Here is a 23,647-nt window from a genome sequence, read left to right as displayed (position 1 = left end):
GCCGACACGGCAGTTACAGGGCATCGGGGCCGCGCTCGCCGGTCCGGACGCGCACGGCGGTCTCCACCGGGACCGACCAGACCTTGCCGTCGCCGATCTTCCCGGTGCGGGCGGCCCTGACCACCACGTCGATCACCTGCTCGGCGTCCTCGTCCTCGACGAGTATCTCCACCCTGGCCTTGGGCACCAGGTCGACGGTGTACTCGGCGCCCCGGTAGACCTCGGTGTGCCCGCGCTGCCGGCCGTATCCACTGGCCTCGGTGACGGTCAGCCCGTGCACCCCGAAGGCCTGCAGGGCGGCCTTCACCTCGTCCAGGCGGTGCGGCTTGATGACGGCGGTGATGAGCTTCATCGGGCGTCGACCTCGGTCTTCTCGACAACGGCGGGGGCGGTGGCGGGGGCGGTGGCGGTGCGGGCCCGGCCGACCGCGAGGGCGGTGAAGTCGTAGGCGGATTCGGCGTGTTCGGCCTGGTCGAGGCCGGACAGCTCGACGTCCTCGGCGACCCGGAAGCCGATCGTCCGCTGGATCGCCGCGCCCAGCAGCCAGGACAGCACGAACGAGTACACCAGCACGGCGGCCACGCCGAGCGCCTGCCGGCCGAGTTGTCCGAAGCCTCCGCCGTAGAACAGGCCGGCCGCGCTCTGCCCGACGTGGCCGGTGGCGAACAGGCCGACCAGCAGCGAGCCGATCACGCCGCCGACCAGGTGGACGCCCACCACATCGAGCGAGTCGTCGAGGCCGAAGCGGTACTTGAGGCCGATCGCGGCCGCGCACACGGCGCCGGCGACCAGGCCGACGGCGATCGCGCCGAGCGGCGACACCGAGCCGCAGGCCGGGGTGATGGCGACCAGTCCGGCCACCGCGCCGGACGCCGCGCCGAGGGTGGTGAACGCGCCGTGCCGCAGCCGCTCGTACGCCAGCCAGCCGAGCATCGCGGCGGCGGTGGCGACCTGGGTGTTCACGAACGCCGTCCCGGCGACGCCGTTGGCCGCCAGCGCCGAGCCCGCGTTGAAGCCGAACCAGCCGAACCAGAGCAGGCCGGAGCCGAGCATCACCAACGGCAGGCTGTGCGGGCGCATCGGGTCCTTCCGGAAGCCGATCCGCGGGCCCAGAACCAGCACCAGGGCCAGGCCCGCCGCACCGGCGTTGATGTGCACGGCCGTACCCCCGGCGAAGTCGATCACGCCGCTGCGGTCGCCGAGCCAGCCGCCGTGGCCGCCGTCGAAGTAGAACACCCAGTGCGCGACCGGGAAGTAGACGATCGTCACCCAGAGCGCCACGAACAGGCTCCAGGACGCGAACCTGGCCCGGTCCGCGATCGCGCCGCTGATCAGCGCCGGGGTGATGACCGCGAACATCAGCTGGAACGCGGCGAACGCGGTGACCGGGATGCTGCCGGTGAGCGCGTTCAGGTCGATGCCGCGCAGCCCGACGAAGTCGAGGTTGCCGATCAGACCGGCCCCGGCGTCCGGCCCGAAGGCCAGCGAGTACCCGTAGAGCACCCACAGCACGCTGACGATCGCCAGCGAAACGAAACTCATGGCGAGCATGTTGAGGGTGCTCCTGACCCTGACCATGCCCCCGTAGAAGAAGGCCAGACCCGGGGTCATCACCATGACCAGGGCCGCACTGATGAGCACGAAGGCGGTGTCGCCCGCGCTGAAGCCGTCCGACATCGGCGTCTCCTCCGAGGTGGAAGCCGTTCCATGCCGGGAGGTGTGGCTGTCCCGGCATGTCGGCCATGGGAGGAGCGTGTCGAAGCCGGGTTTCCACCGATGCGGCCCGGTGTTTCACCACCGTGACGTGGTTCACGCGCCCGTTACGGGCACGTGAACCACCGGCGGCGGTCAGACCACCGTGACGAACTCCGGGATGTCCTGGATCACCCGCTCGGCGAGCCGGTCCACCCCAGCCACGCCGCGGAAGTCCCGGGTGGCGGCCTCGGAGGTCTTGCGGACCCGGGTGTTCAGCCGCTCGGAGCGGACCTTGCGGGCGATGTCCACCGCCGCCTCGCAGTACTCCGCGGCCTCCTCCGGCTCGCGCTGCAGCAGCCGCACCGAGGCCATGCCGACCAGGTTGAACGCGTAGGTGCGGACGTGGTCGCCGTCGTCCCGGAACATGTCGACGGCCTTGGTGATCATCGGCTCGGCGGCCTTGGCCATGGCGACGCCCCGGTCCGAGGTGTACGCCAGGTCGCGGTAGGAGTGGCCGTTCTCCGCGTTGAGCTCGGCCGCGGAGAAGAACCGCAGCCAGTTCGGCGCCTCGTCACCGCTGTTGATGTCGCTGAAGGTGTCCTCCGAGAGCCGGATCGCCCGGGAGCAGCGGTTGACCTCGCCGATGGTGGCGTACGCCCGGGCCTCCATCGCGTACAGCAGCGACTGCTGGCGGGTGGTCGCGGTGTCCCGGCTGCCGTACTGGGCCAGGTGGATCAGCTCCAGCGCGTCCTCGCCGCGGTTCAGGTGGATCATCTGCCGGCACATGTCGGTCAGCACGTGCGCGCCGAACGGCCGGTCCCCGGCCTCCTTGGCGGCGTGCAGCGCCAGCACGTAGTACTTCTGCGCGCTCGGGTGCATGCCCACGTCGTACGACATGAAGCCCGCCAGGTGGGCGAGTTCGGCGGTGAGCCGGAACAGCCGCTTGGTGGTGGTCTCGGGGTAGGTCTCCTGCAACAGGTCGGTGACTTCGTGGAGCTGGCCCACCACGGCCTTGCGGCGCAGGCCGCCGCCGTTCTGGGCGTCCCACTTCCGGAACATCTCGGTGGTCTGCTCCAGCAGTTGCAGCTCCGGCTCGGACAGCCGCCCGGAGAACTGCTCGCCGCCGTTGGCCGCCGCCAGGATCGGGGTGGGCTCGCCGTTCGGGCCCGGCGTCAGCCAGCGCTGCATCGGCTCGATGAGCGCGGCGCCGGCCGTCAGCGCCAGCGAAGTGCCCAGGAAGCCACGGCGGTTGAGCATCAGGTCGCTGCGCGAGTACTCGCTGATCGCCTGCACCGTCTGCTGCGGGCTCCACGGCAGGTCCACCCCGCCGCCGACGGTGGTCACCGGGATGGCGGCGCGCAGGCCGAGGTCCTCGATCGACACCACCGAGCCGAAGCGCTCGGAGAACAGCTCCGACATGATCTTCGGGATCGGCTCGCGCGGCTGCTCGCCGTCCAGCCACCGGCGCACCCGTGAGGTGTCCGTGGAGACGTGGTGCGCACCGATCTGCCGCGCTCTCCGGTTCACCTGGCGCGCCAGCTCGCCCTTCGACCAGCCGCTGCGCGCGAACCAGGAGCCCAGCTTCTCGTTCGGCTGCTTCTCACCCATGGGACCGTCCCCATCCCGCCCCGACCCGGGGCTCCCGCTCGCCTTGACGACTCGTCATTTCGCCGACCGCTGTGACCGGTCCGCTGCATTCCGTATCCAGAACGTAGCGTCCCTCCGCCATCCGAGGGAGCAACGTCCGGGAAACGCCACCATTCGCCACCCCCACGAGTGAACTGCCGGGCGTGGAGCCGCGCTTCACTATGTGTCAGCTCGGCATGACCCCGGCACATGCCCGGACCCGACGGAGGCACGCGTGCGGCAACGACGATCCGGCATCGGAAGCACCGGTGCAAGGTTCCTGCTCACCCGAGCCGCCCGAATCGGTGTGCGCCGGTCCGCGCGCGCCTCCGGCGCACCACGCGCCACACGCCCCCCGGGCGACGCATCGTCACCATCCCGTAACCAGCGGCAACCGGAACCGGTTGGGGGAGGCATGGACAAGCTGTTCGGCACCCTGCGACTCGTCGGCGGCCGTCGCCGCACCCGGCCCACCGCGCTCCGTACCGCCACCGAGTACTCGGAGCGCTGGGGTTGGACGCTCGCCGTCGGCAGCCCGGCGCCGCACACCTCGCTCCACTGCGACTGCGCCGTCCCGCTCTGCGCCGCACCCAACCTGCACCACGAGGTCGGCCCGCTCATCGCCCCGGGCGCCGATGCCGCGGAACTCGCCGCGCGATGTCCGGCGGACGCGCCGCTGCTGCTCCCCACCGGCCACCAGTTCGACGTCCTGGACGTGCCGGCCCAGCCCGGCCTGCAGGCCCTGGTCCGGCTGGAACGGATGGGCACCCAGGTCGGCCCCGTCCTCGCCTCCCCCACCGGCCGGCTGCTGTTCTTCGTCGCCCCGCGCACCGCCGAACGCCTGCCAGACCTGCTCTACCGGATGGGCTGGGACGACGCCTCGCTCGACCTCGCCTGCCACGGCCTCGGCTCCTACCTGGCCGCCCCACCGGTCGCCCTCGGCCCGCTCGGCCCCATGCGGTGGCTGCGCCGCCCCACCGCCGACACCCCGCCGCCGGAGGCCCGCCTCCTGCTCGGCACCCTCGCGTACGCCTGTCACCGCACCCGCGACCGGGAGACGTCCCTCGCCGGCTGAGGACGCACGCAAAGAAAGGTCCGTTCGAGGAGAGAACTTCCCTCCTCGAACGGACCTTTCTGACGGGTGCCTCCCGCTTCGCGCAGTTCCCCGCGCTCCCGGTTTCGCACCCACCGGGTCTCGCGGCCCGGGCGGCTAGCCCAGGAGCGCGTCCACGAACGCCCCCGGCTCGAACGGCGCGAGGTCGTCCGCGCCTTCGCCGAGACCGATCAGCTTGACGGGCACGCCCAGTTCGCGCTGCACCGAGATCACGATGCCGCCCTTCGCGGTGCCGTCGAGCTTGGTGAGCACGATGCCGGTGATGTCGACGACCTCGGCGAACACCCGGGCCTGCACCAGGCCGTTCTGGCCGGTGGTGGCGTCGAGGACGAGCAGCACCTCGTCGACCGGGCCGTGCTTCTCGACGACCCGCTTGACCTTGCCGAGTTCGTCCATCAGACCGGTCTTGGTGTGCAGGCGGCCGGCGGTGTCCACCAGGACGGTGTCGACGCCGTCGGAGATGCCCTGCTTGACGGCGTCGAACGCGACGGACGCCGGGTCGCCGCCCTCGGGGCCGCGGACGGTGTGGGCGCCGACCCGCTCGCCCCAGGTCTGGAGCTGGTCGGCGGCGGCGGCGCGGAAGGTGTCGGCGGCGCCGAGCACCACCTTGCGGCCGTCGGCGACCAGGACACGGGCGAGCTTGCCGGTGGTGGTGGTCTTGCCGACGCCGTTGACGCCGACGACCAGGACCACGGCGGGGCCGCCCTCGGCCTTGACGGAGTGGACGGTGCGGTCCAGCTCGGGGTTGATCAGCTTGACCAGCTCGTCGCGGAGCAGCCCGCGCAGCTCGTCGGGGGTGCGGGTGCCGAGCACCTTGACCCGGGTGCGCAGGTTGTCGACGAGTTCCTGGGTGGCGCCGACGCCGACGTCGGCGGTGAGCAGGGTCTCCTCGATCTCCTCCCAGGTGTCCTCGTCGAGGCGGTCGCGGGAGAGCAGGGTGAGCAGGCCCTTGCCGAGCGTGGACTGCGAGCGGGAGAGCCGCGAGCGCAGCCGGACCAGGCGTCCGGCGGTGGGTTCGGGGACCTCGATCGCGGGGGCGGCCTCCGCCTCCTCGATCCGCACTTCCTCGGCGGGCTGCTCGACCGCCGGCTCCTCGACCGACGGCTGCTCCGCCGCCGGCTCCGCCACCGCGGGCTCTTCGCCCGTCGGCTGTGCGGCTACCGGCTTCTCGGCGGTCGGCGGCGCGGCCGTCTCGGCCGGCGCGCCCTTGGTTCCCGCGGCGGGCGGCGCGGTGATCGTCGGGGTCTGGCTGGGCTTGTCCAGCTCTTTGCGTCGTTTGCCGGAAACGACGAGTCCGGTGATCGCGCCGATGGCGACCACCGCGATGACAACGGCAAGGATCACGTATTCCATAACCCGTCCAGTATCACTTAGCGCCTACGCCGGCCCGGGTTCCGCGGGCTCCAGCCTTTCCGTGCTGTGCTTCCGTGCCTTGCCGGGCATCCGCAGGCGCTGGCTGATCACCTGGGAGATGCCGTCGCCCTTCATGGTCACGCCGTACAGGGCGTCGGCGGATTCCATGGTGAGCTTCTGATGGGTGATGACGATCAGCTGGGAACTCTCCCGCAGCTCCTCCATGATCGCGATCAGCCGGCGCAGATTGGTCTCGTCCAGCGCGGCTTCGACCTCGTCCATGACGTAGAACGGGCTGGGCCGCGCCTTGAAGATCGCCACCAGCAGCGCCACGGCGGTCAGCGAGCGTTCGCCGCCCGAGAGCAGCGAGAGCCGCTTGACCTTCTTGCCGGGCGGACGGGCCTCGACCTCGACGCCGGTGGTGAGCATGTTGTCCGGGTCGGTGAGGACGAGTCGGCCCTCGCCGCCGGGGAACAGCCGGGCGAAGACGCCCTCGAACTGGGCGGCGGTGTCCTGGTACGCGGCGGTGAACAGCTGCTCGACCCGGGCGTCGACGTCGCGGACGATGTCGAGCAGGTCGCGGCGGCTCTTGCGCAGGTCGTCGAGCTGTTCGCCGAGGAACTGGTGGCGGGCCTCCAGCGCGGCGAACTCCTCCAGCGCGAGCGGGTTGACCTTGCCGAGCTGCTGGTAGGCGCGTTCGGCGGCCTTGAGCCGCTTCTCCACCTCGGCCCGGACGAAGGGACGCCCCTCACCGACGCTCCCCCCGACGCCCTCGCCGCCGCGCTCCTCGACGCCCCCGACGCCCTCGCCGTCCTCGGCCGGCGGCGCGGGGACGGGCCGGTCGGGGCCGTAGCCGGCCAGCAGTTCGGCGCCCTCGATGCCGAACTCCTCCAGCGCCCTGGCCTCCAACTGCTCGATCCGGAGCCGCTTCTCGGCGCGCAGCACCTCGTCGCGGTGGCCGGCGTCGACCAGCCGGTCCAGTTCGGTCTGGAGTTCGCGGCCGCTCTCGCGGAACTGGCGGAGTTTGCCCTCCCGGGCCGCCCGGTCGGCTTCGACGGCGACGCGCTCGGTCTCCGCGGCGGCGAGGGTCTCCTCGATCCGGCCGAGCAGGTGGCGGGCCGCGGTGGCGACGGCTCCGGCGACGGCGGCTTCCCGGCGGGCGCGGGCGCGTCGTTCGGCGGCGCGGGTCCGGGCCTCGCGTTCGGCGCGGGCGGCCCGGTCCAGCTGCTCGGCGCGGCCGGCCAGTCCGCGGGCCCGTTCCTCGTGGGTGCGGACGGCGAGCCGGGCTTCCATCTCGGTCTGCCGGGCGGAAGTCCCGGCGGCGGCCAGCCGGTCGCGTTCGGCGCTGTCGGGTTCGTCCTCGCCGCTGTCGGCCAACTCCTCGGCGGTGGCGAGGCGTTCGGCGAGTTCCTCGGCGGCGGCGCGGGCCTCGGCGAGGCCGCTCTCGGCCTTGGCGACGGCGCCGGCGGTGCGTTCGGCCTCGCCGGCGGCGGCGCGGGCGGCCCCGCCGGAACGCCCGAGCGCTCCGGCGAGTTCGGCGCGCCGCTTCTCGCCCTGGCGGCGCAGCGCGGCCAACTCTTCGACTTCGGCGGCGAGTTCGTGGCGGTGCTGCTGCGCCTCGGCCAGCCGGTCGGCCAACTCGGCGCAGCGGGCGTCGAGTTCTTCGATGCCGCGGGCGGCCTCGGCGACCGCGGCCCGGGCCTCCAGCGGGCTGGGGGCGCCGGCCGAGCCGCCGTGCGCGAGGACGCCGGAGAGCAGGTCGCCGTTCTCGGTGACGGCCGTCCAGTCCGGGTGCCGGTCGATCAACTGCCGGGCGGCGGCGAGGTCTTCCACCAGGGCGGTGCGGCGCAGCAGCCGTCGGGCGGCGGCCGCCATCGGGCCGTCGATCAACTCCCCTGCCCAGCGCGATCCTTCGGGCGGCGTTTCGGCAACGCCCGGGTCCGGGGCGGCGATCAGCAGCGCGGCCCGGCCGCCGTCCTCGGCGCGCAGCCGGTCGAGGGCCGCGGCGGCGGCGGCCGCGTCCTCGACCGCGACGGCGTCGGCGGCGGGTCCGAGCCCGGCGGCGACCGCGAGTTCGTGTCCGGGTTCGATGTGCAGCAGTTCGGCGGCGGGTCCGAGGACGCCGGGCCGGCCGAGCAGGGCGGCGCTGCCGTCCTTGCGGCGCAGGGCGAGGGCGAGGGTGTCGTGCCGGGCGGTGAGCGCGGCGCGTTCCTTCTCGGCGCCGGTGAGCGCCTCGCGGGCGGCGCCGGCGGCCCGTTCGGCCTCGGCCAGGGCGGCGCGGGCCCGGTCGTGGCGGCTTTCGGTCTCCTCGTCCCCGGCCTCGGTCTGCTCGCTGTGTTCGAGGAGTTCCCGGTGTTCGGCCTGGGCGGCCTCGGCGCGCAGCAGGGCTTCGTCGCGGGCGGTGGCGAGCCGTTCGATCTCGGCTTCGGCAGCGGCGGCCCGGGAGCGGGCGGCGGCGGCCAGGCCCTGCAACCGGGCCAGGCCCTCGCGCCGGTCGGCGATCGCCCGGGCGGCCGCTTTGAGCCGCAACTCTTCGCCGGCGAGGGCCCGTTCGAGTTCGGTGCGCTCCTCGACGGTCTCGGCGAGCGCGTCCTGGGCCTGTTCCAGGGCCGCTTCGAGGGCGGCTTCCTCCTCGCGGACCCGGGCGGCCTCCCGTTCCAGGTCCTCGGGGTCGCGGCCGCGCCGTTCCTCCGACTGCCCGGCGGTGGTGGCGGCCCGCACCCTGGCTTCGGCCAGTCCGATGGTGCCGCGGGTGCGTTCGGCGAGCGCGGACAGCCGGTACCAGGTCTGCCGGGCGGCCTCCAGGGCCGGTCCGAGCTGTTCGACCTGGGCCTCCAGGAGGGCTTCGCGCCGGCCGGCTTCGGCGAGCTGCTGTTCGACGGTGGTGCGGCGGAGCTTCAGCGCCAGCTCGTCGGCGACTTCCGCCTCGACGGCCTTGCGCAGGGTGAGCAGGTCGTCGGCGAGCAGCCGCAGCCGGGCGTCGCGCAGTTCGGCCTGGATGCCGGCGGCCCGCCGGGCGATCTTCGCCTGTCGCCCCAACGGGCCGAGCTGGCGGCGCAGTTCGGCGACCAGGTCCTGGACGCGGTTCAGGTTGGCCTGCATCGCGTCGATCTTCCGCAGCGCCTTCTCCTTGCGCTTGCGGTGCTTGAGGACGCCGGCGGCCTCCTCGATGAAGGCGCGCCGTCCCATCGGGTCGGCGTGCAGCACGGAGTCGAGCTGGCCCTGACCGACGATCACGTGCATCTCGCGGCCGATGCCGGAGTCGGAGAGCAGCTCCTGGATGTCGAGCAGCCGGCAGACCGTGCCGTTGAGCGCGTACTCGCTGCCGCCGTTGCGGAACATCGTCCGGGTGATGGTGACTTCGGTGTAGTCGATGGGCAGCGCGCCGTCGGTGTTGTCGATGGTGAGGCTGACCTCGGCACGGCCGAGCGGGGGGCGCCCGCTGGTCCCCGCGAAGATCACGTCCTCCATCTTGCCGCCGCGCAGCGTCTTCGCGCCCTGCTCCCCCATCACCCAGGACAGTGCGTCGACCACGTTGGACTTGCCGGAGCCGTTGGGGCCGACCACGCAGGTGATGCCGGGTTCGAAGCGCAGCGTGGTCGCCGAGGCGAAGGACTTGAACCCGCGCAGGGTCAGGCTCTTCAGGTGCACCCGCCCGTCCTCCTCGCCCTGCCGTGATCACCGGCCGCCGGGCCTTCCCGCACGGAGGCCCACCGCTGGCGACTGTATCCGGCCGGGCCGCCCGGCTGCCCTCAGGCGCGGGTTTGGCCACGCCGCGAGCGGGGCATGTTGGGTCAGAAGAAGACACGGACACGACGAAGGGACGTCCGCCTCGGACGTCCCTTGCAGGCAGCCATCCCCTCATCGGGGACGCTCAGTGCGTCACAGCGTCGATCGTGAGGACCACGAGCGATCGGTCGGACCTTGTCGATCAGGTGAGGGCCGGCTCGCGCTGGTCCAGGTCGATGCTGTTGAGCAGCGAGTGCTCGTCGGCGACGGCGATCAGCGCATCGTTCTCGGCCTGGAGCTTGATGAGCTCGTTCTCCAGGTCCTGGACACGCTGCTGCAGCCGTCGCATCTCGGAGAGCATTCGCGGGTCGGGGCCGCCGACGTACCCGAGAAGCGCCTTTGCCATGATGTGTGGTCCTCCACGCTGAGTGACCGAACCGTGTACGGTGTGGGTCTTGGGGGAAGGGATACGCACGAGCCTGCGCGCCGGACGTGCTGGCTGGGCACTACGAAACAGCCGCTGGTGAGTGGCATGCTCACGCGGCGGAGCTTCGCCGGTAAACTCAGACCTGTACGCGGGTTTCCAGCGTCTCACCAAAGACGGTACGGGTCAACACGATCACCGCACGCTACCGCGCCCCTGTCACCTGCATGGCGGGGTCGTCACGCCATCGGCCGGGGTAGTGGATCACTACGCTTGCGGAGTCAACCACGAGTCTGCCCGGTTGGCAACCACACGACACCGGCAGTTGCCGGCGGCTCTCCTCCGACCGGCAACCGCGGTGTACTCATCGGATCGCGAAGCCGTCGTACCCGTCGCCCACGGCGCTCCAGATTTCCGTGACCCCACTGACCCGACCTGGCGTTCCGGGCCCGCGCAGCGCGGCGAGCAGCCGCTCGCAGTCCGCGCGCGACCCCTCGGCGACCACCTGGACACGACCGTCACCGAGGTTGCTCGTGTAGCCCGTCAGCCCGATCTCCAGAGCCCTGGCCCTGGTCCACCAGCGGAACCCCACCTGCTGGACGCGCCCACGCACCCAGATGGTGGCGCGGACGGGACGGTGACTGTCGTGACCTTGCATGCGTCGACCATAGTCGGGCACTTCAGGGGCGCACGGAACGGGTTTCACGCCCCTTCCACCGTGCCTCCGCACCGGCCCGCGCGCATTCACGGCATCGGCATCGCGGCCATACCTCGCCGTGGCGTACGGGTTCAGCGGCGCGGCTCGGCCAGCCGGTGCAGCGTCCAGCCGCGGCCGGCCGGGTCCAGTGGGGCGGTGGCGGCGGTGAACAGTTCGGCGGCCCGGCGGTAGGAGAGCCGGGCCCGGCCGGTGAGCGGGCAGCGGTCGCGCTCCGGGGTGCCGGCCGGAGCCCGGCGGCCGGTGAGGAACAGCGGGCCCGCGCTGCGCCCGGCGATCAGCAGCGGCAGCAGCCGGGCGGTGCCGCCGCGCCAGCGCAGCGGACGCTCGCCGCCGGCGGGCCGGGTCTGCCGGTCGGCCGGGTCGAGCCGGTCCACGTCCAGCGCCAGCAGCCGTTCGATCGGCGCGCCGGTCTCCCGGACCAGGTGCCACAGCACCTTCTCGCGCAGTGGCGCCCGCAGCGCCAGCACGGCCCGCACCTGGGCGTCGGTGAGCGCGGGTTCGGGCGCGGCGGCGGGCAGCGGGCGCAGGCCCTCGGCGGGGTCGGCGGCCAGCCAGCCCCGCTCGCACCACCATCGGACGGCGGCCCGCAGCACGGACAGTTCGCGGTTGGCGGTGCGCACCCCGACCGCCTCGGCGCGGGCGGCGAACGCCTCGGCCACCCGCCGGGACGCGTCCGGCCCGTCCAGCCGGGCGAGCGGCAGCACCGGCGGCGCGGCCCGCCGCCGGTCGGCGCCGACCGGCGGGGTGCGGCCGACCAGCAGCCAGGCCCAGGTGTGCAGGGCGATCCGGTAGACCCGCCGGGAGCCCTCGGACAGTCGGGCCTCCGCCAGGTAGTGCTCGGCCGCGACGGCGAACTCCACAGGTGTCACAACCGCAGTAAACAGCGGACCCGAAGGATCGTCAACACCGCTCCCCACTGCGGTAAACGACCCATTTACTGCGGCCGATCGAGGCTCTCCGAAAATTGATGCCCCAACACTCAACTTTTTCGCCGGAAGCCCTTGTCGGACGCCTCTGCGGCGGGGCACTCTGCCGGTCATGGTGCTGACCTCACGGCGGCTCGCCGTCCTGCGCGGACGGGAGTTCCGCCTCTTCTTCATCGGCTTCGCCGTCTCCCTGTTCGGTTCTTCGATGGCCTCGGTGGCCGTGGCGTTCGCCGTGCTCGACAGCGGCGGGGGCGGCTCCGGGCTCGGCGTGGTGATGACCGCGCGGATCCTGCCGATCGTGCTGCTGCTGGTGCTCGGCGGCGCGGCCGCGGACCGGCTGGGCCCGCGCCCGGTGATGCTCGGCTCGGACGGACTGCGCTGCGCGACCCAGGCGGCGATGGCGGTGCTGATGTTCACCGCGCACGACCGGATCTGGGCGATGGCCGCGCTGATGGTGCTCTGGGGCCTGGCCGAGGCGGTGTTCATGCCGTCCCTGGACGCACTGCTGCCACGGCTCGTCCCGGCCGGGCAACTCGGCGACGCCAACGCCCTGTTGGGGATCGCCCGGAACGGCACCGCGGTGGCCGGCCCGGCCCTCGCGGGTGGGCTGACCGCCGTCGCCGGCCCCGGCTGGGTGCTGCTGGTGGACGCCGCCACGTACGCGGTCGGCGGCGTGGCGCTGGCCCTGCTCCGGCTGCCCGCCGTCGCCCGGGACACCTCCGACCAACCCTCGCTGCTGGCCGAACTGCGGGACGGCTGGGCGGAGTTCAGCTCCCGCCGGTGGCAGTGGGTGAGCACCCTGCAGGCCTGCCTGTTCAACCTGCTGGTCTGGGCGCCGTTCCTGATCCTCGGCCCGGTGGTGGCGGAGCAGCGCCTCGGCGGGGCCGGCGGCTGGGGCGTGGTGATGGGCGCGTACGGGGCGGGCGCGGTGCTCGGCGGGCTGCTGCTGCTCGGCCGCGAACCGGCCCGGCCGCTGCGGACGGCGATCGCGGTGACGGCGGGCTGGGCACTGCCCTCGGGCGCGCTGGCGCTGGGCTGGCCGCTGCCCCTGGTGGCCGTCGCGGCGGTCGGCGCGGGCATCACCTCGATCGTCTGCGGCACCCTGTTCGTCACCCTGACGCAGCGTCACGTCCCGGCCGAGGCGCTGGGCCGGGTCAGCGCGTACGGGACGCTCGGCGCGTTCGCGTTCGGCCCGGTCGGGCTGGCGCTGGCGGGGCCGATCGCGGACCGGGTCGGCACGGCCTCGGTGCTGGGCTTCGGCGCGGCCTGGCAGCTGGTGTCCTGCACGCTGACCCTGCTGGTGGTGGGCCGCCGGGAGCCCGCCGGCCCCGCGCCCGCCGGCGTCGCCGAGACGTCCGCCCCCGCCCGGGCATGACAGCGGCCCCCGGTCCACGAGGGGACCGGGGGCCGGGCAGCGGGCGAACGGGCGTCAGTCGCCGAAGCTCCCGCCGAAGTCGCCGCCGCCACCGAAGTCGCCGCCACCGCCGAAGTCACCGAAGCCGCTGCCGCCACCGAAGTCGCCGGAGAAGTCGGAGGAGTTGAAGGCCGCGCCCGAGTACTCGCCGGCGTCCGCGCCGCCGTTGTAGTCGACGTTGCCGCCACCGCTGTAGTCGTGGTGGCCGCCGGCGTAGGCGTAGCTCGGGCCGGAGAGCATCGAGCCGAGCATGGTGCCGACCAGCAGGCCGGGGAGCATGCCGCCGCCGAAGTAGCCGCCCGCCCACGGGCTGTAGGCCGGGCCGGCGTTCCAGTACGGCTGGTGGCCGTGCTCGGTCTCCACCGTGCGGATGTAGGGGTCCTGGCCGACGGCCAGGCGGGCCGCGTCGTCGGCGCACGCGGGGACGGAGCGCGGCGCGCCGCCGGCCGGCGCCCACTGGACGTCGGTGGTGGAGGGGCCGTGCCGCGGGTCGAAGAAGCACGGGACGCGGCGCTCCGGCAGCGGACGGCCCTCGCGACGGGCGGACAGGGTGGCCAGCGCGAACCGGCCGTCCTCCAGCGCCTCGGTGACCGGGCGGACGTCGTCGGGCTTGGTGGCCTCGTCCATGGTCCGCTTGGCGCGGTCGTAGGAGTCCAGCGCGCGGGTGTAGTCGGCGCGCTGGGTGTCGTCCGCGCCGGGGGCGCCGGGGTTGAAGTCGAGCCGGTCGAGTTCCTCGCCGAACGCGGTGATGTCCTCGTCCACCACGGTGCGCAGCTGGGCGAGTTCGGCCCGGGCCTTCTCCTCCTTGCGCTTCTTGGCGCGGCGGAACAGCAGGAACACGCCGCCGCCGGCCAGCACCAGCAGCACCACGGGGACGACGACCCAGGCCGCGGAGACGCTGTGCTGCGGGCCGTCGCCCTTGGTCTGCTTGGCGGCCTGGTCGACGAAGTCGTTGACGGTGCCGTTGATGTCGCCGCTGTGCGAACGGAAGGACGAACCGGCGATCTTCTTGGCGGAGGTGAGCGGCAGGGCCTTCGGGTCCGAGCCGACGTCGAACGCGTTGCCGCGCCACACGCCGTAGACGCCGACGATGCCGACCTGGGTGCGCAGGTCGCTCAGCAGGGTCTTCGGGGCGTACGCCTGGCTGTCCGGGACCACCGCGACGAAGATCGGCTTGTCGGCGTTCTTCAGCTTCTTCGCCAGCGCGTCGGCCTGGTCCTTGGAGAACCGGCTGCTCATCGCCGGGTCGACGTAGACCTGGACCTTCTTCAGCGAGTCGGCCGCGTCGGCGATTCCGGCCGCCTGCGCGGGCGCTGACAGGCCGAGGACCATCAACAGGCCGAGCAGAGCTGCCAGCACGGCGGCCGGCCCGGTGGCTCGGGAGCGGCGAAGCACAGTTCTCATACCGAAGACCGTACCGGGCCCGATGCCCGATCCACGCCCTCCCACGGGACGGTCCGACCCTGAGATCTCCCCCTACCCGGGGACGAGCCCGACCGGGAGAACCCCCGCCGACCGGCCGGAGTTGGGCCCCGAGCCACCGCGGCCGGGCGGCGAGCAGGCATAGTGGTGACGATCTTCCCTCCCGCGACAGGAGACCCCAGCGTGATCCTCGGCCTCGTCACCGCCGTCGCCGCGTCCGTCTGCTACGGCACCGGCTCGGTGCTGCAAGCCGTCGGCGCCAGGCGTTCGGCCCGGCAGGAGGCGGCCGACGGCACCGTCACCGAGCACGGCGGGCCGAGCCTGGCCTCCACCGCGAAGGCCGCCGTCACCTGGGAGTTCATCCTCGGCACGGTGCTGGACTTCATCGGCTTCGGGCTGGGCGCGCTGGCCGCGCGGCTGCTGCCGCTGTTCCTGTCGCAGACCATCATCAGCGCCAACCTGGTGATCACCGCGCTGCTGTCGGTCAAGCTGCTCGGGCTGCGGCTGCGGCAGCTGGAGTGGCTGTCCATCGGCATCCTGTGCAGCGCCCTGGTGCTGCTCGCCGTCGCCGCCGGGCCGGAGGGCGGCCACCACGCCGCGCGGGCCTTCCACTGGGCGCTGCTGATCGGCTCCGCGGTGCTGATCGCCGGCGGCTCGCTGATCGTCCGCCGGCTGGGTTCCGGCGGGGCGATCGTGGCGGGCCTGCTGTCCGGCCTCGGCTTCGGCGCGCTCGGCATCGGCGTGCGCATCCTGGACGGCATCGAGCCGTTCTCGATCACCGCGCTGCTCGCCGACCCGGCGCTGTACGCCATCCTGATCGGCGGCATCGGCGGCATGTACCTGCACACCGTCGCCCTCCAGGTCGGCTCGGTGAACGGCGCGACCGCCGCCCTGGTGGTCGGCGAGACGGTCGTCCCGGGCGCGGTCGGCGTCCTCTGGCTCGGCGACTCCTCCCGCCCGGGCCTGGCCTGGCTGGCCGTCCTCGGCTTCCTGCTGGCCGTGGTCAGCGCCGTCGGCGTCGCCTACTTCGGTGAGGACGGCGGCGCACTCCAGGCCGCGGCCGAGGAGGAGAAGGCCGCCGCCGGGAAGTCGAGCTGACGGCCTTTCACCGCCGCCGCACCGCGGAACGCCTCGGTCAGGCCGCCGTGACCGGCGGTGTCACGCCGTGGCCGGAACGGTGCGCGCAGGCGGGCGCCGCGTGCGCCGAGCGGCGGCTCCAGGAGATCGAGCGGGTCGCGTCGCGTACGGCTGATCAGCGCGGGCGGCGCTGGCACTTCGGGCAGTAGTAGCTGGACCGGTTCATCCAGGCGTCGCGGCGCATCGCCGTCCCGCAGCGGCGGCACGGTTCGCCCTCGCGGCCGTAGGCGTCCAGGTCGCGGGAGAAGTAGCCGCTCTCGCCGTTGACGTTGACGTACAGCGAGTCGAAGCTCGTCCCGCCGACGGCCAGCGCCGCCGTCATCACGTCCCGGGCGTGGCCGAGCAGTTCGAGGGCGGCGGGCCGGGTCAGGGTGGCGGTGGGGCGGTCGTAGTGCAGGCGGCTGCGCCACAGCGCCTCGTCGGCGTAGATGTTGCCGACGCCGCTGATCAGCGTCTGGTCGAGCAGCGCCCGCTTCACGGTGGTGCGCTTGGCCTTCAGCGCGGTGACGAACGCGGTGTCGTCGAAGCGCGCGTCGAGCGGGTCGCGGGCGATGTGGGCGAGCGAGAGCGGGGTGGCCTCGGGGTCGTCCGGCTCGGTCTCCTCGACGGCGAGGCCGCCGAAGGTGCGCTGGTCGACGAAGCGCAGCTCGGTGCCGCCGTCCGCGAACCGGAGGCGCACCCGCAGGTGCACCGAGTCCGCCAGGTCGGCTTCCTGGACGAGCAGTTGGCCGCTCATGCCGAGGTGGCCGATCATCGACAGGCCGTCGCCGAGCGGCACCCACAGGTACTTGCCGCGGCGCTGCGGCTCCCCGAAGGTGCGGCCACTCAGCAGTGCGGTGAACTCCTCGGCGCCGCCTGCCTGCCGGCGGACGGCGCGCGGGTGCAGCACCTCGACGTCGCTGACGGTCCGGCCGGCGGCCCAGCGGGCCAGGCCGCGGCGGACGACTTCGACTTCGGGGAGTTCGGGCACGTCAGGCGGTGGCGGTCGGCTGGTCGCCGTCCTGCTTGGCCTTGATGGAGCGCCACGCGGATTCGGCGGCCTTCTGCTCGGCTTCCTTCTTGGAGCGTCCGCTCCCGGAGCCGTAGTCCTGGCCGGCCACCCGGGCGGCGGCGGTGAAGGTCTTCTCGTGGTCCGGTCCGGACTCGGTGACCACGTACTCGGGAACACCGATGCCGACGGCGGCGGTGAGTTCCTGGAGGCTGGTCTTCCAGTCGAGTCCGGCGCCGAGCAGCGCGGATTCCGCGATCAGCGGGTCGAAGAGCTGGTGGACGAAGTCCGTGGCCGCCCCGAGGCCCTGATCGAGGTAGATGGCGCCGATCACGGCCTCGACGGTGTCGGCGAGGATCGACGACTTGTCGCGGCCGCCGGTTCCTTCCTCACCCTTGCCGAGCCGGATGAAGGCACCGAGGTCCAGGCTGCGGCCGACCTCGGCGAGCGCGCGGGAGTTGACCACCGCGGCACGCAGTTTGGCGAGCGTCCCCTCGGCGACCTCCGGGTGGAGGCGGTAGAGGGTGTCGGTCACCACCAGGCCCAGCACCGAGTCGCCGAGGAACTCCAGGCGCTCGTTGGTGGGCAGCCCGCCGTTCTCGTACGCGTACGAGCGGTGGGTCAGGGCACGTACCAGAAGGGCGCGCTCAAGTGGGTACCCGAGGCGCCCTTCCAGGACGTCGTATTCGGTCGAAGCCGGCCCGCCGCCCTTACCCCCGTTGGTCGCGGGGTTCGGCTTGCGAGAGGAATTGCTGCCGTCCGACATCGATCCGTGCACCCCGCCGATCAGACCGAGAGGACCTGGCGACGGTTGTACGTGCCGCAGCTCGGGCACGCGATGTGCGCGAGCTTCGGCTCGTGGCAGCGGTCGCACGCGACGAGCGCGGGCACGACGGCCTTCCAGTTGGAACGCCGGTGACGCGTGTTGCTGCGCGACATCTTCCGCTTCGGAACAGCCACGGTAAATCTCCTGGTTCTACGGCGAGACCCTCACGGGTACCGCTGTGTCTTATTCCTCGTCACCCTCGTCGCCGGGGGCGGCGGAGAGTCCCTGCAGAGCCGCCCACCGGGGGTCGGCGGCGTCGTGGTGGTGCGACGGGTCGTCGCTCAGGCGGGCCCCGCACTCGGAGCACAGACCCAGGCAGTCGTCCTGGCACACCGGCTGCAGCGGCAGTGCGAGCACCACCGCGTCACGCAGCACCGGCTGGAGGTCGAACAGGTCGCCCTCCAGGCGGTAAGTCTCGTCCTCGGACTCCTCGTCGAAGTCGCCCCCCGCGATCGCGCGGTGACGCTCCTCGGACTCCGGGTAGTAGTACAGCTCCTGGAAGTCGACCTCCAGGTCGTCCTCCATCGGCTCCAGGCAGCGGGAGCACTCGCCGGTCACGTGGGCTTCGGCGGTGCCGGTGACCAGCACGCCCTCGACCACGGACTCCAGGCGGAGCTCCAGCTTGATCTCGCTCTTCTCGGGGACGCCGATGACGTCTGCAACGCCCAGCTCCGCCGGGGCCTCCGCGGTGCGGGAGACCTTGCGCAGCGAACCGGGGCGACGGCCGAGCTCATGCGTGTCGAACACGAGCGGGTCGCGGTGGTCGAGGCGGTTCAAGGTTTCCTGACTTCCTGGCGGCGGCACGCATCCCTGCGTGGCGCGGATGTGGTTCCTGCAGTGCGCGGCCCGGACGCGGGCACACGGCGAACCCGGCACGAGCAGGCCGGAGTGGTCAGACTACCCGAGAGTCCGGGCCGAACCCAACTCGCCCGGTCTACCGGCCGCCGAGCTCCCGCAGCCGGGTCATGTCGATCATGCTGGTGTCGAAGAAGCTGGTCTCGTCCAGCCCGGGCTGCTGCGGCACCTGGGGCAGCTGCTGCGGCTGCGGCGGGTAGCCGTTCGGGTCGGCGGGCAGCGGGTTGCCCCACTGGTCGTAGCCCGGCTGCTGGTACTGCTGCTGGTAGTACGTCGGGTCGACCGGCTGCTGATAGCCGTAGGGCTGCCCGTACGGGTCCGCCTGCGGGACCGCCGCCGGGTCGTAGCCGCCCCCGTACACCTCGGCGTACTGCGGGGTCTGCGGCTGGCCGTACTGGTCCTCGGCGGGGTTCTGCCAGCCGGCCGCGGCCGGGGTCTGCTCCGGCCAGGTCTGCTGCTGCGGGACGTCCGCGTACCAGGACTGCTCGCCGTCGGTGGTGGCGAAACCGGCCGCCACCGCCTCGGCGCGGTCCTTGAGCTGCTGGGCCTCGTCGGCGGCGGCCAGGTAGGCGCCCAGCTCGTCGATCGGGGCCTTGCCGAGCAGTTTGTCCCGGCCCTTGCCGACCGCCTCCAGGGTCGCCGAGAGCACCGCCTCCAGGGTGGCGAGCTTCACATCGACGTACTCGTCGGCCTCGGGGCTGGGGCTGATCCGCTGCGGCTGGAACTCCTCGCCGTCCTCGGCGCTCTCGCCGTCCGGCTGGTACACCCCGGCCTCGCCGCGCAGCTTCTGCCGGCCGCGGCCGACCGCGCCGAGCGTCTTGGTGAGCACCACCTCGAAGTTGGCGAGCTTGGAGTCGACGTAGTCGTCCGCCTCGGCGCGCTTGGTCCGCTCCTCGGCCCGGGCCTCGCCCAGGATCCGGTCCGCCTCGGCCTGCGCCTGGCGCACCACCTCGGTGTCGGAGATCAGCGAGCCGCGCTCGTCGTGCGCGCCGCGGATGATCTGGTCGGCCTGCGCCTGAGCGTCCGCCACCATCTGCTGATGGTCCGCCACCACCGATTGCGCCTGGGCGAGTTCGGCGGGCATCGCGTCGCGCAGCTCGCGCAGCAGGCCGGTCAGCTCGGCACGGTTGACCACGCAGGAGGCCGACATCGGCATCGCCTTGGCCTTCTCGACCGTGGCGATGATCTGGTCGAGTTTCTGCTGCACGTCCACGGGCGTCTTCAGTCTTTCCGTGTGCCGCCGAGGTGCGGCGGAGGCAGTGCCACGGAGCCGCGAATCGCGGTCCCGGGGCCGGGAGTACAGACTGTACGGCCACCCACCCCGCCGCTCACAACGCCTCCGTCACTTGCGGCGTTCGGCGATCCGCTCGACCAACCGCCGGTGCACCAGGCCGGGCAGCAGGTGGGACACGTCGCCGCCCAGCGTGGCTACCTCCTTGACCAGGCTGGAGGAGAGGAAGCTGTAGGTCGGCGAGGTCGGCACGAACAGCGTCTCCACACCGGTCAGGCCGTGGTTCATCTGCGCCATCTGCAGCTCGTAGTCGAAGTCGCTGACCGCGCGCAGGCCCTTGATGATCGCCGGGATGCCGCGCTGCTTGCAGTAGTCCACCAGCAGGCCGCTGTGCGGCTCCACCTCGATGTTGCCCAGGTGTGCGGTGGTCTCCTCGATCAGCGCGATCCGCTCCTCGGTGGAGAACATCCCCTGCTTGTTGTGGTTCACCGCCACCACCACGTGCACCACGTCGTACAGCTTCGAGGCCCGCTCGATGATGTCCAGGTGTCCGTTGGTGATGGGGTCGAAGGACCCCGGGCAGACGGCGCGACGCATGGGTGTGCTCCCTTGTGGGGCGGGATGTTCTGCTACGAGTCTTGGTCAGCCCCGGTAGCGGCGCGACCGTACCAGAGCGTGCCCTCGCCGTACCGGCGCGAGCGCAGCCCCTCGAAGCCGTCCGGCCAGCCGAACTCGCCCCCTCGGGTGCTGCGTTCCACGGTGACGAGAACATGCTCGGACAGCCAGCCCCCCGAGCGGAGTGTGACCAGCATCTCCCGCAGCACGGCGTCCTCGACCGCGTACGGCGGGTCCAGGAAGACCAGGTCGTACGGCTGGGCCGGAGGAGCGCCCGCAATGACCTTCTCCGCCTTGTCGGCCCGCACCTCCGCGCCCGGCAGCCCCAGCGTCCGGACGTTCTCCCGCACCGTCCTCACCGCGCTCGCGTCCGCCTCCACCAGCAGCGCGTGCGCCGCGCCCCGGGACAGCGCCTCCAGCCCGACGGCGCCGCTGCCCGCGAACAGGTCCAGCATCCGCGCCCCGGCGATCGGCCCGAACAGCGACTCGACGGTGGAGAACATCGCCTCCCGCGCCTTGTCGGAGGTCGGACGGGTGTTCCGGCCGGGCGGCACGGCGAGACGGCGGCCTCCGGCACGGCCGGCAATGACGCGGGGCATGGAAAGTCCTTAAAGGCAGGGGCGCGTGGGGGTACCCCCAGCCCGCTGGGGCTGGGGGAGAACTGCGCCCGACCATAGCCGACAAATAGTGCACGGCAGGTCGGCGCAGCCCCTCGCGCCCCGGTGTCTAGAGCAGGCGGTCACTCATTGGACGCCGCGCCCAACAGGGTCGGCGACGCGTACCGGGACCAGGACAGGCACCCGTCCGGCGGGCAGTACTCCGGGCGGCGCGGGTCGTGGCCGAGTTCGCGCAGCTTGGTGCGGACGGAGTCGGGCGTGCGGCCGTAGCGGGCGGCGATCCGGGCGATGGTGTCGCCGTCGTGGAAGCGGCGGACCAGCTCCTCCTCGTGCTGCGGCACCCACGGGGAGCCGTGGCCGGGGTAGAGCTCGCGCAGCACGTCGCGGTCGGGGATGGGCTCGGAGACGTCGGCGACGATCGCCAGCGCGCGCAGGGCGCGGTTGAGCGCGATGCGCAGCGAGGCGACGTCCTCCACCGGGAGGCGGAGCTTGCCGGAGGCGACCGGGTTGGCGGAGTTGCCCTCGCGCCAGCCGGTCAGGGTGAGGGTGACTTCGCGGTCGTCCTCGCTGGCGACCTCGATCCGGAAGACCTTGTCGCCGAGCGGGAGCTCGTTGAGGTGACGGAATGCCATGCAATGACCCCCAAATCTCGCGCCGGGGACGCCACTTGGAGTGCGCCCCGAACACCTTCATTCTCTCTCGGGGCACTGACAGTCCGGCCTGATCACACGGCCCGTCAGCCCTTCTCCAGGTACTCCGCGCGGTCCTCGTCGAGCAGGCTCTCCAGCGCGGTGCGCAGGTCGGGGTGGGCGGCCAGCGAAGGGTCGGCGGCGACCAGCCGGGTGGCCTCGGCCCTGGCGGTGGCGATGACGTCCTCGTCGTCGAGGACGGAGAGCACCTTGAGCGAGGACTTCACGCCGGACTGGGCCTGGCCGAGCACGTCGCCCTCGCGGCGCTGTTCGAGGTCGATCCGGGAGAGCGCGAAGCCGTCCAGGGTGCCGGCCACCGCGTCGAGCCGGGCGCGGGCGGCGCCGGCCGCGGGCATGTCGCTGACCAGCAGGCACAGGCCGGCGGCGGAGCCGCGGCCGACCCGGCCGCGCAGCTGGTGGAGCTGGGAGACGCCGAACCGGTCCGCGTCCATGATCACCATGACGGTGGAGTTGGGGACGTTGACGCCGACCTCGATGACGGTGGTGGCGACCAGCACGTCGACCTCGCCGGCGGCGAAGCGGCGCATCACGTCGTCCTTGGCCTCGGGGGCGAGCCGGCCGTGCAGGATCTCCACCCGCAGCCCGGCGAGCGGGCCCTTGGCGAGCTTCTCGGCGGTCTCGACCACCGCCAGCGGCGGCCGGCGCTCCTCGCTGTCCGCTCCCCCGCCGACCTCCTCCGGCTCCTCCTTGCGCTTCTTCTTCCCCTTGGTCTGTTCGTCCTCGTCGCCGATCCGCGGACAGACCACGTACGCCTGGTGGCCCTTGCCGACCTCCTCGCGGACGCGTTCCCAGGCGCGGGTGAGGAAGTTGGGCTTCTCCAGGGCGGGGACGACGTGGGTGGAGATCGGGGAGCGGCCGGACGGCAGCTGGTCGAGGACGGAGGTCTCCAGGTCGCCGAAGACGGTCATCGCGACGGTGCGCGGGATCGGGGTGGCGGTCATCACCAGCAGGTGCGGGGGCTGTTCGCCCTTGGCGCGCAGCGCGTCGCGCTGTTCGACGCCGAACCGGTGCTGTTCGTCGACCACCACCAGGCCGAGGTCGGCGAACTGCACCTTGTCCTCGATCAGCGCGTGCGTGCCGATGGTGATGCCGGCCTTGCCGGAGGCCATGTCGAGCATCGCGCCGCGGCGGGCGGCGGCGCCCATCGAGCCGGTGAGCAGGGCGACCCGGGTGCCGATCTCGGAGCCGCCGATCATGCCCGCCTCGGCGAGGTCGCCCATCATCTCGACGATGGAGCGGTGGTGCTGCTGGGCGAGCACCTCGGTGGGCGCCAGCAGCACGGCCTGGCCGCCGGCGTCGACCACGGCGAGCATGGCGCGCAGCGCGACGAGCGTCTTCCCGGAGCCGACCTCGCCCTGGAGCAGGCGGTGCATGGGGTGTTCGGTGGCGAGGTCGGCGAAGATCTCGGCGCACACCTTCTGCTGACCGTCCGTCAGGGTGAACGGCAGCCGGGCGTCGAAGGCGTCCAGCACGCCGCCGGGGACGGCGCGGCGCGGGACGGCGGGCAGCGCGGAGTCGGCGGCCCGGCGCTGGGCGAGGGCGACCTGGAGGACGAACGCCTCGTCCCAGCGCAGCCGGTTCTGGGCGCGTTCCTTCTCCACCTGGTTGCGGGGGCGGTGGATCAGCTCCAGCGCCTCGGGCAACGGGATCAGGTCGTGCTCGGCGCGCAGTTCGGCGGGCAGCGGCTCGCCGACGTCCGCCAGGTGCTTGGTGAGGGCCATCTCGACGCAGAGCGAGAGCTTCCAGCTGGGCAGCTGGGCGCTGGCCGGGTAGACCGGGATGAGCCGGCCGGCGAACTGCTCCGCCGCCGACGAGCCCTCCTCGTCGTCGATCAACTGGTAGTCGGGCGAGGCGAGTTGGCGGGTGCGGTTGAACATGCCGACCTTGCCGGCGAACAGGCCCTGGAGGCCGGGCTTGAGGTCCTTCTGCCGCCAGCCCTGGTTGAAGAACACCAGGGACAGCCGGGACCGGCCGTCGGTGACCACCACTTCCAGCCGGTCGCCCTTGCGGCCGCGGAACGGGATCAGCGTCACCTTCTCGATCCGGGCCAGCACCGTGACGTGCTCGTCCACGTCCAGCTCGTCCAGGCTGGTGAGCTGGCCGCGCTCGACGTACCGGCGCGGGTAGTGGTGCAGCAGGTCGCCGACCGTGCGCAGCTTGAGGGAGTCGGCCAGCACCTTCGCGGTGCGGTCGCCGACCAGGTCCTTCAGTGGTTCATCGAGAGCGCCCATCGGGTCCCATTTCACA

General features: G+C 72.7%; 21 protein-coding genes. 3 read left to right on the top strand and 18 right to left on the bottom strand.

From position 1 onward, the window contains the following. Positions 1 to 13: 13 nt before the first annotated feature. The 3 genes from ACIQF6_RS13345 to ACIQF6_RS13335 form a co-directional block, all read right to left on the bottom strand. Positions 14 to 352 carry a P-II family nitrogen regulator gene (locus ACIQF6_RS13345; RefSeq protein ID WP_400893786.1) on the bottom strand — a complete coding sequence of 113 codons (339 nt, stop codon included), beginning with the start codon at positions 350 to 352 and terminating at the stop codon, positions 14 to 16. Next, entirely contained in the window at positions 349 to 1,677 is a 1,329-nt protein-coding gene (locus ACIQF6_RS13340; RefSeq protein ID WP_400893784.1) for an ammonium transporter, read from the bottom strand. The genes ACIQF6_RS13345 and ACIQF6_RS13340 overlap by 4 nt, the downstream gene beginning before the upstream one ends. Positions 1,678 to 1,848: 171 nt before the next feature. After that, the gene (locus ACIQF6_RS13335; RefSeq protein WP_400893782.1) at positions 1,849 to 3,303 is read right to left on the bottom strand and encodes a hypothetical protein; all 1,455 of its coding nucleotides are present in this window, start codon (positions 3,301 to 3,303) and stop codon (positions 1,849 to 1,851) included. Positions 3,304 to 3,736: 433 nt separating this feature from the next. On the opposite strand from ACIQF6_RS13335, the gene ACIQF6_RS13330 reads away from it, so the two are divergent. Next, a complete protein-coding gene (locus ACIQF6_RS13330) occupies positions 3,737 to 4,396 on the top strand; it encodes a bifunctional DNA primase/polymerase (protein WP_400893780.1) in 660 nt (219 codons plus the stop codon). Between the two features lie 135 nt (positions 4,397 to 4,531). On the opposite strand, the gene ftsY is transcribed toward ACIQF6_RS13330, so the two are convergent. From ftsY to ACIQF6_RS13305, 5 genes are all read right to left on the bottom strand, one after another. Beyond that, entirely contained in the window at positions 4,532 to 5,788 is a 1,257-nt protein-coding gene (gene ftsY / locus ACIQF6_RS13325; protein WP_400893777.1) for a signal recognition particle-docking protein FtsY, read from the bottom strand. Positions 5,789 to 5,812: 24 nt separating this feature from the next. Continuing rightward, a complete protein-coding gene (gene smc, locus ACIQF6_RS13320) occupies positions 5,813 to 9,439 on the bottom strand; it encodes a chromosome segregation protein SMC (RefSeq protein ID WP_400893775.1) in 3,627 nt (1,208 codons plus the stop codon). Between the two features lie 280 nt (positions 9,440 to 9,719). Beyond that, entirely contained in the window at positions 9,720 to 9,923 is a 204-nt protein-coding gene (locus ACIQF6_RS13315; protein WP_400893773.1) for a hypothetical protein, read from the bottom strand. A 382-nt stretch (positions 9,924 to 10,305) separates the two neighbouring features. Further along, positions 10,306 to 10,599: an acylphosphatase gene (locus ACIQF6_RS13310; RefSeq protein WP_400893771.1), complete on the bottom strand. Its 294-nt coding sequence runs from the start codon at positions 10,597 to 10,599 to the stop codon at positions 10,306 to 10,308. A gap of 131 nt (positions 10,600 to 10,730) precedes the next feature. Further along, complete coding sequence (locus ACIQF6_RS13305) at positions 10,731 to 11,528, bottom strand: hypothetical protein (protein WP_400893769.1); 798 nt, start codon at positions 11,526 to 11,528, stop codon at positions 10,731 to 10,733. A 169-nt stretch (positions 11,529 to 11,697) separates the two neighbouring features. Between ACIQF6_RS13305 and ACIQF6_RS13300 the strand changes: the two genes are divergently transcribed. Then, positions 11,698 to 12,960, top strand: a complete 1,263-nt coding sequence (locus ACIQF6_RS13300; RefSeq protein WP_400893767.1) for an MFS transporter — start codon at positions 11,698 to 11,700, stop codon at positions 12,958 to 12,960. A 54-nt stretch (positions 12,961 to 13,014) separates the two neighbouring features. Here the strand turns inward: ACIQF6_RS13300 and ACIQF6_RS13295 are convergent, their stop codons facing one another. Next, entirely contained in the window at positions 13,015 to 14,403 is a 1,389-nt protein-coding gene (locus ACIQF6_RS13295; protein ID WP_400893765.1) for a hypothetical protein, read from the bottom strand. Between the two features lie 201 nt (positions 14,404 to 14,604). Between ACIQF6_RS13295 and ACIQF6_RS13290 the strand changes: the two genes are divergently transcribed. Then, a complete protein-coding gene (locus tag ACIQF6_RS13290; RefSeq protein ID WP_400893763.1) occupies positions 14,605 to 15,519 on the top strand; it encodes a hypothetical protein in 915 nt (304 codons plus the stop codon). 154 nt (positions 15,520 to 15,673) lie between these two features. Here the strand turns inward: ACIQF6_RS13290 and mutM are convergent, their stop codons facing one another. From mutM to recG, 9 genes are all read right to left on the bottom strand, one after another. Then, positions 15,674 to 16,528, bottom strand: coding sequence for a bifunctional DNA-formamidopyrimidine glycosylase/DNA-(apurinic or apyrimidinic site) lyase (mutM, locus tag ACIQF6_RS13285; protein WP_400893761.1), 855 nt, complete (start codon positions 16,526 to 16,528; stop codon positions 15,674 to 15,676). 1 nt (position 16,529) lies between these two features. Beyond that, positions 16,530 to 17,312: a ribonuclease III gene (rnc, locus tag ACIQF6_RS13280; protein ID WP_400893927.1), complete on the bottom strand. Its 783-nt coding sequence runs from the start codon at positions 17,310 to 17,312 to the stop codon at positions 16,530 to 16,532. Positions 17,313 to 17,332: 20 nt separating this feature from the next. After that, entirely contained in the window at positions 17,333 to 17,506 is a 174-nt protein-coding gene (rpmF, locus tag ACIQF6_RS13275) for a 50S ribosomal protein L32 (protein ID WP_035866499.1), read from the bottom strand. Positions 17,507 to 17,555: 49 nt separating this feature from the next. Further along, on the bottom strand, positions 17,556 to 18,149 hold the full coding sequence (locus tag ACIQF6_RS13270) for a YceD family protein (protein WP_400893759.1): 594 nt from the start codon (positions 18,147 to 18,149) through the stop codon (positions 17,556 to 17,558). A 157-nt stretch (positions 18,150 to 18,306) separates the two neighbouring features. Beyond that, the gene (locus ACIQF6_RS13265; RefSeq protein ID WP_400893756.1) at positions 18,307 to 19,440 is read right to left on the bottom strand and encodes a cell division initiation protein; all 1,134 of its coding nucleotides are present in this window, start codon (positions 19,438 to 19,440) and stop codon (positions 18,307 to 18,309) included. A gap of 129 nt (positions 19,441 to 19,569) precedes the next feature. Next, positions 19,570 to 20,055 carry a pantetheine-phosphate adenylyltransferase gene (gene coaD / locus ACIQF6_RS13260; RefSeq protein WP_400893754.1) on the bottom strand — a complete coding sequence of 162 codons (486 nt, stop codon included), beginning with the start codon at positions 20,053 to 20,055 and terminating at the stop codon, positions 19,570 to 19,572. 32 nt (positions 20,056 to 20,087) lie between these two features. After that, positions 20,088 to 20,672, bottom strand: a complete 585-nt coding sequence (gene rsmD / locus ACIQF6_RS13255) for a 16S rRNA (guanine(966)-N(2))-methyltransferase RsmD (protein ID WP_400893752.1) — start codon at positions 20,670 to 20,672, stop codon at positions 20,088 to 20,090. 140 nt (positions 20,673 to 20,812) lie between these two features. Beyond that, the gene (locus ACIQF6_RS13250; RefSeq protein ID WP_035866487.1) at positions 20,813 to 21,322 is read right to left on the bottom strand and encodes a hypothetical protein; all 510 of its coding nucleotides are present in this window, start codon (positions 21,320 to 21,322) and stop codon (positions 20,813 to 20,815) included. 104 nt (positions 21,323 to 21,426) lie between these two features. Further along, positions 21,427 to 23,631, bottom strand: coding sequence for an ATP-dependent DNA helicase RecG (recG, locus tag ACIQF6_RS13245; protein ID WP_400893750.1), 2,205 nt, complete (start codon positions 23,629 to 23,631; stop codon positions 21,427 to 21,429). Positions 23,632 to 23,647 lie beyond the last annotated feature (16 nt).

Source organism: Kitasatospora sp. NPDC092948 (genome assembly GCF_044754805.1).
Classification (GTDB): domain Bacteria; phylum Actinomycetota; class Actinomycetes; order Streptomycetales; family Streptomycetaceae; genus Kitasatospora.
This window is presented reverse-complemented; position numbering and strand designations above follow the sequence as displayed.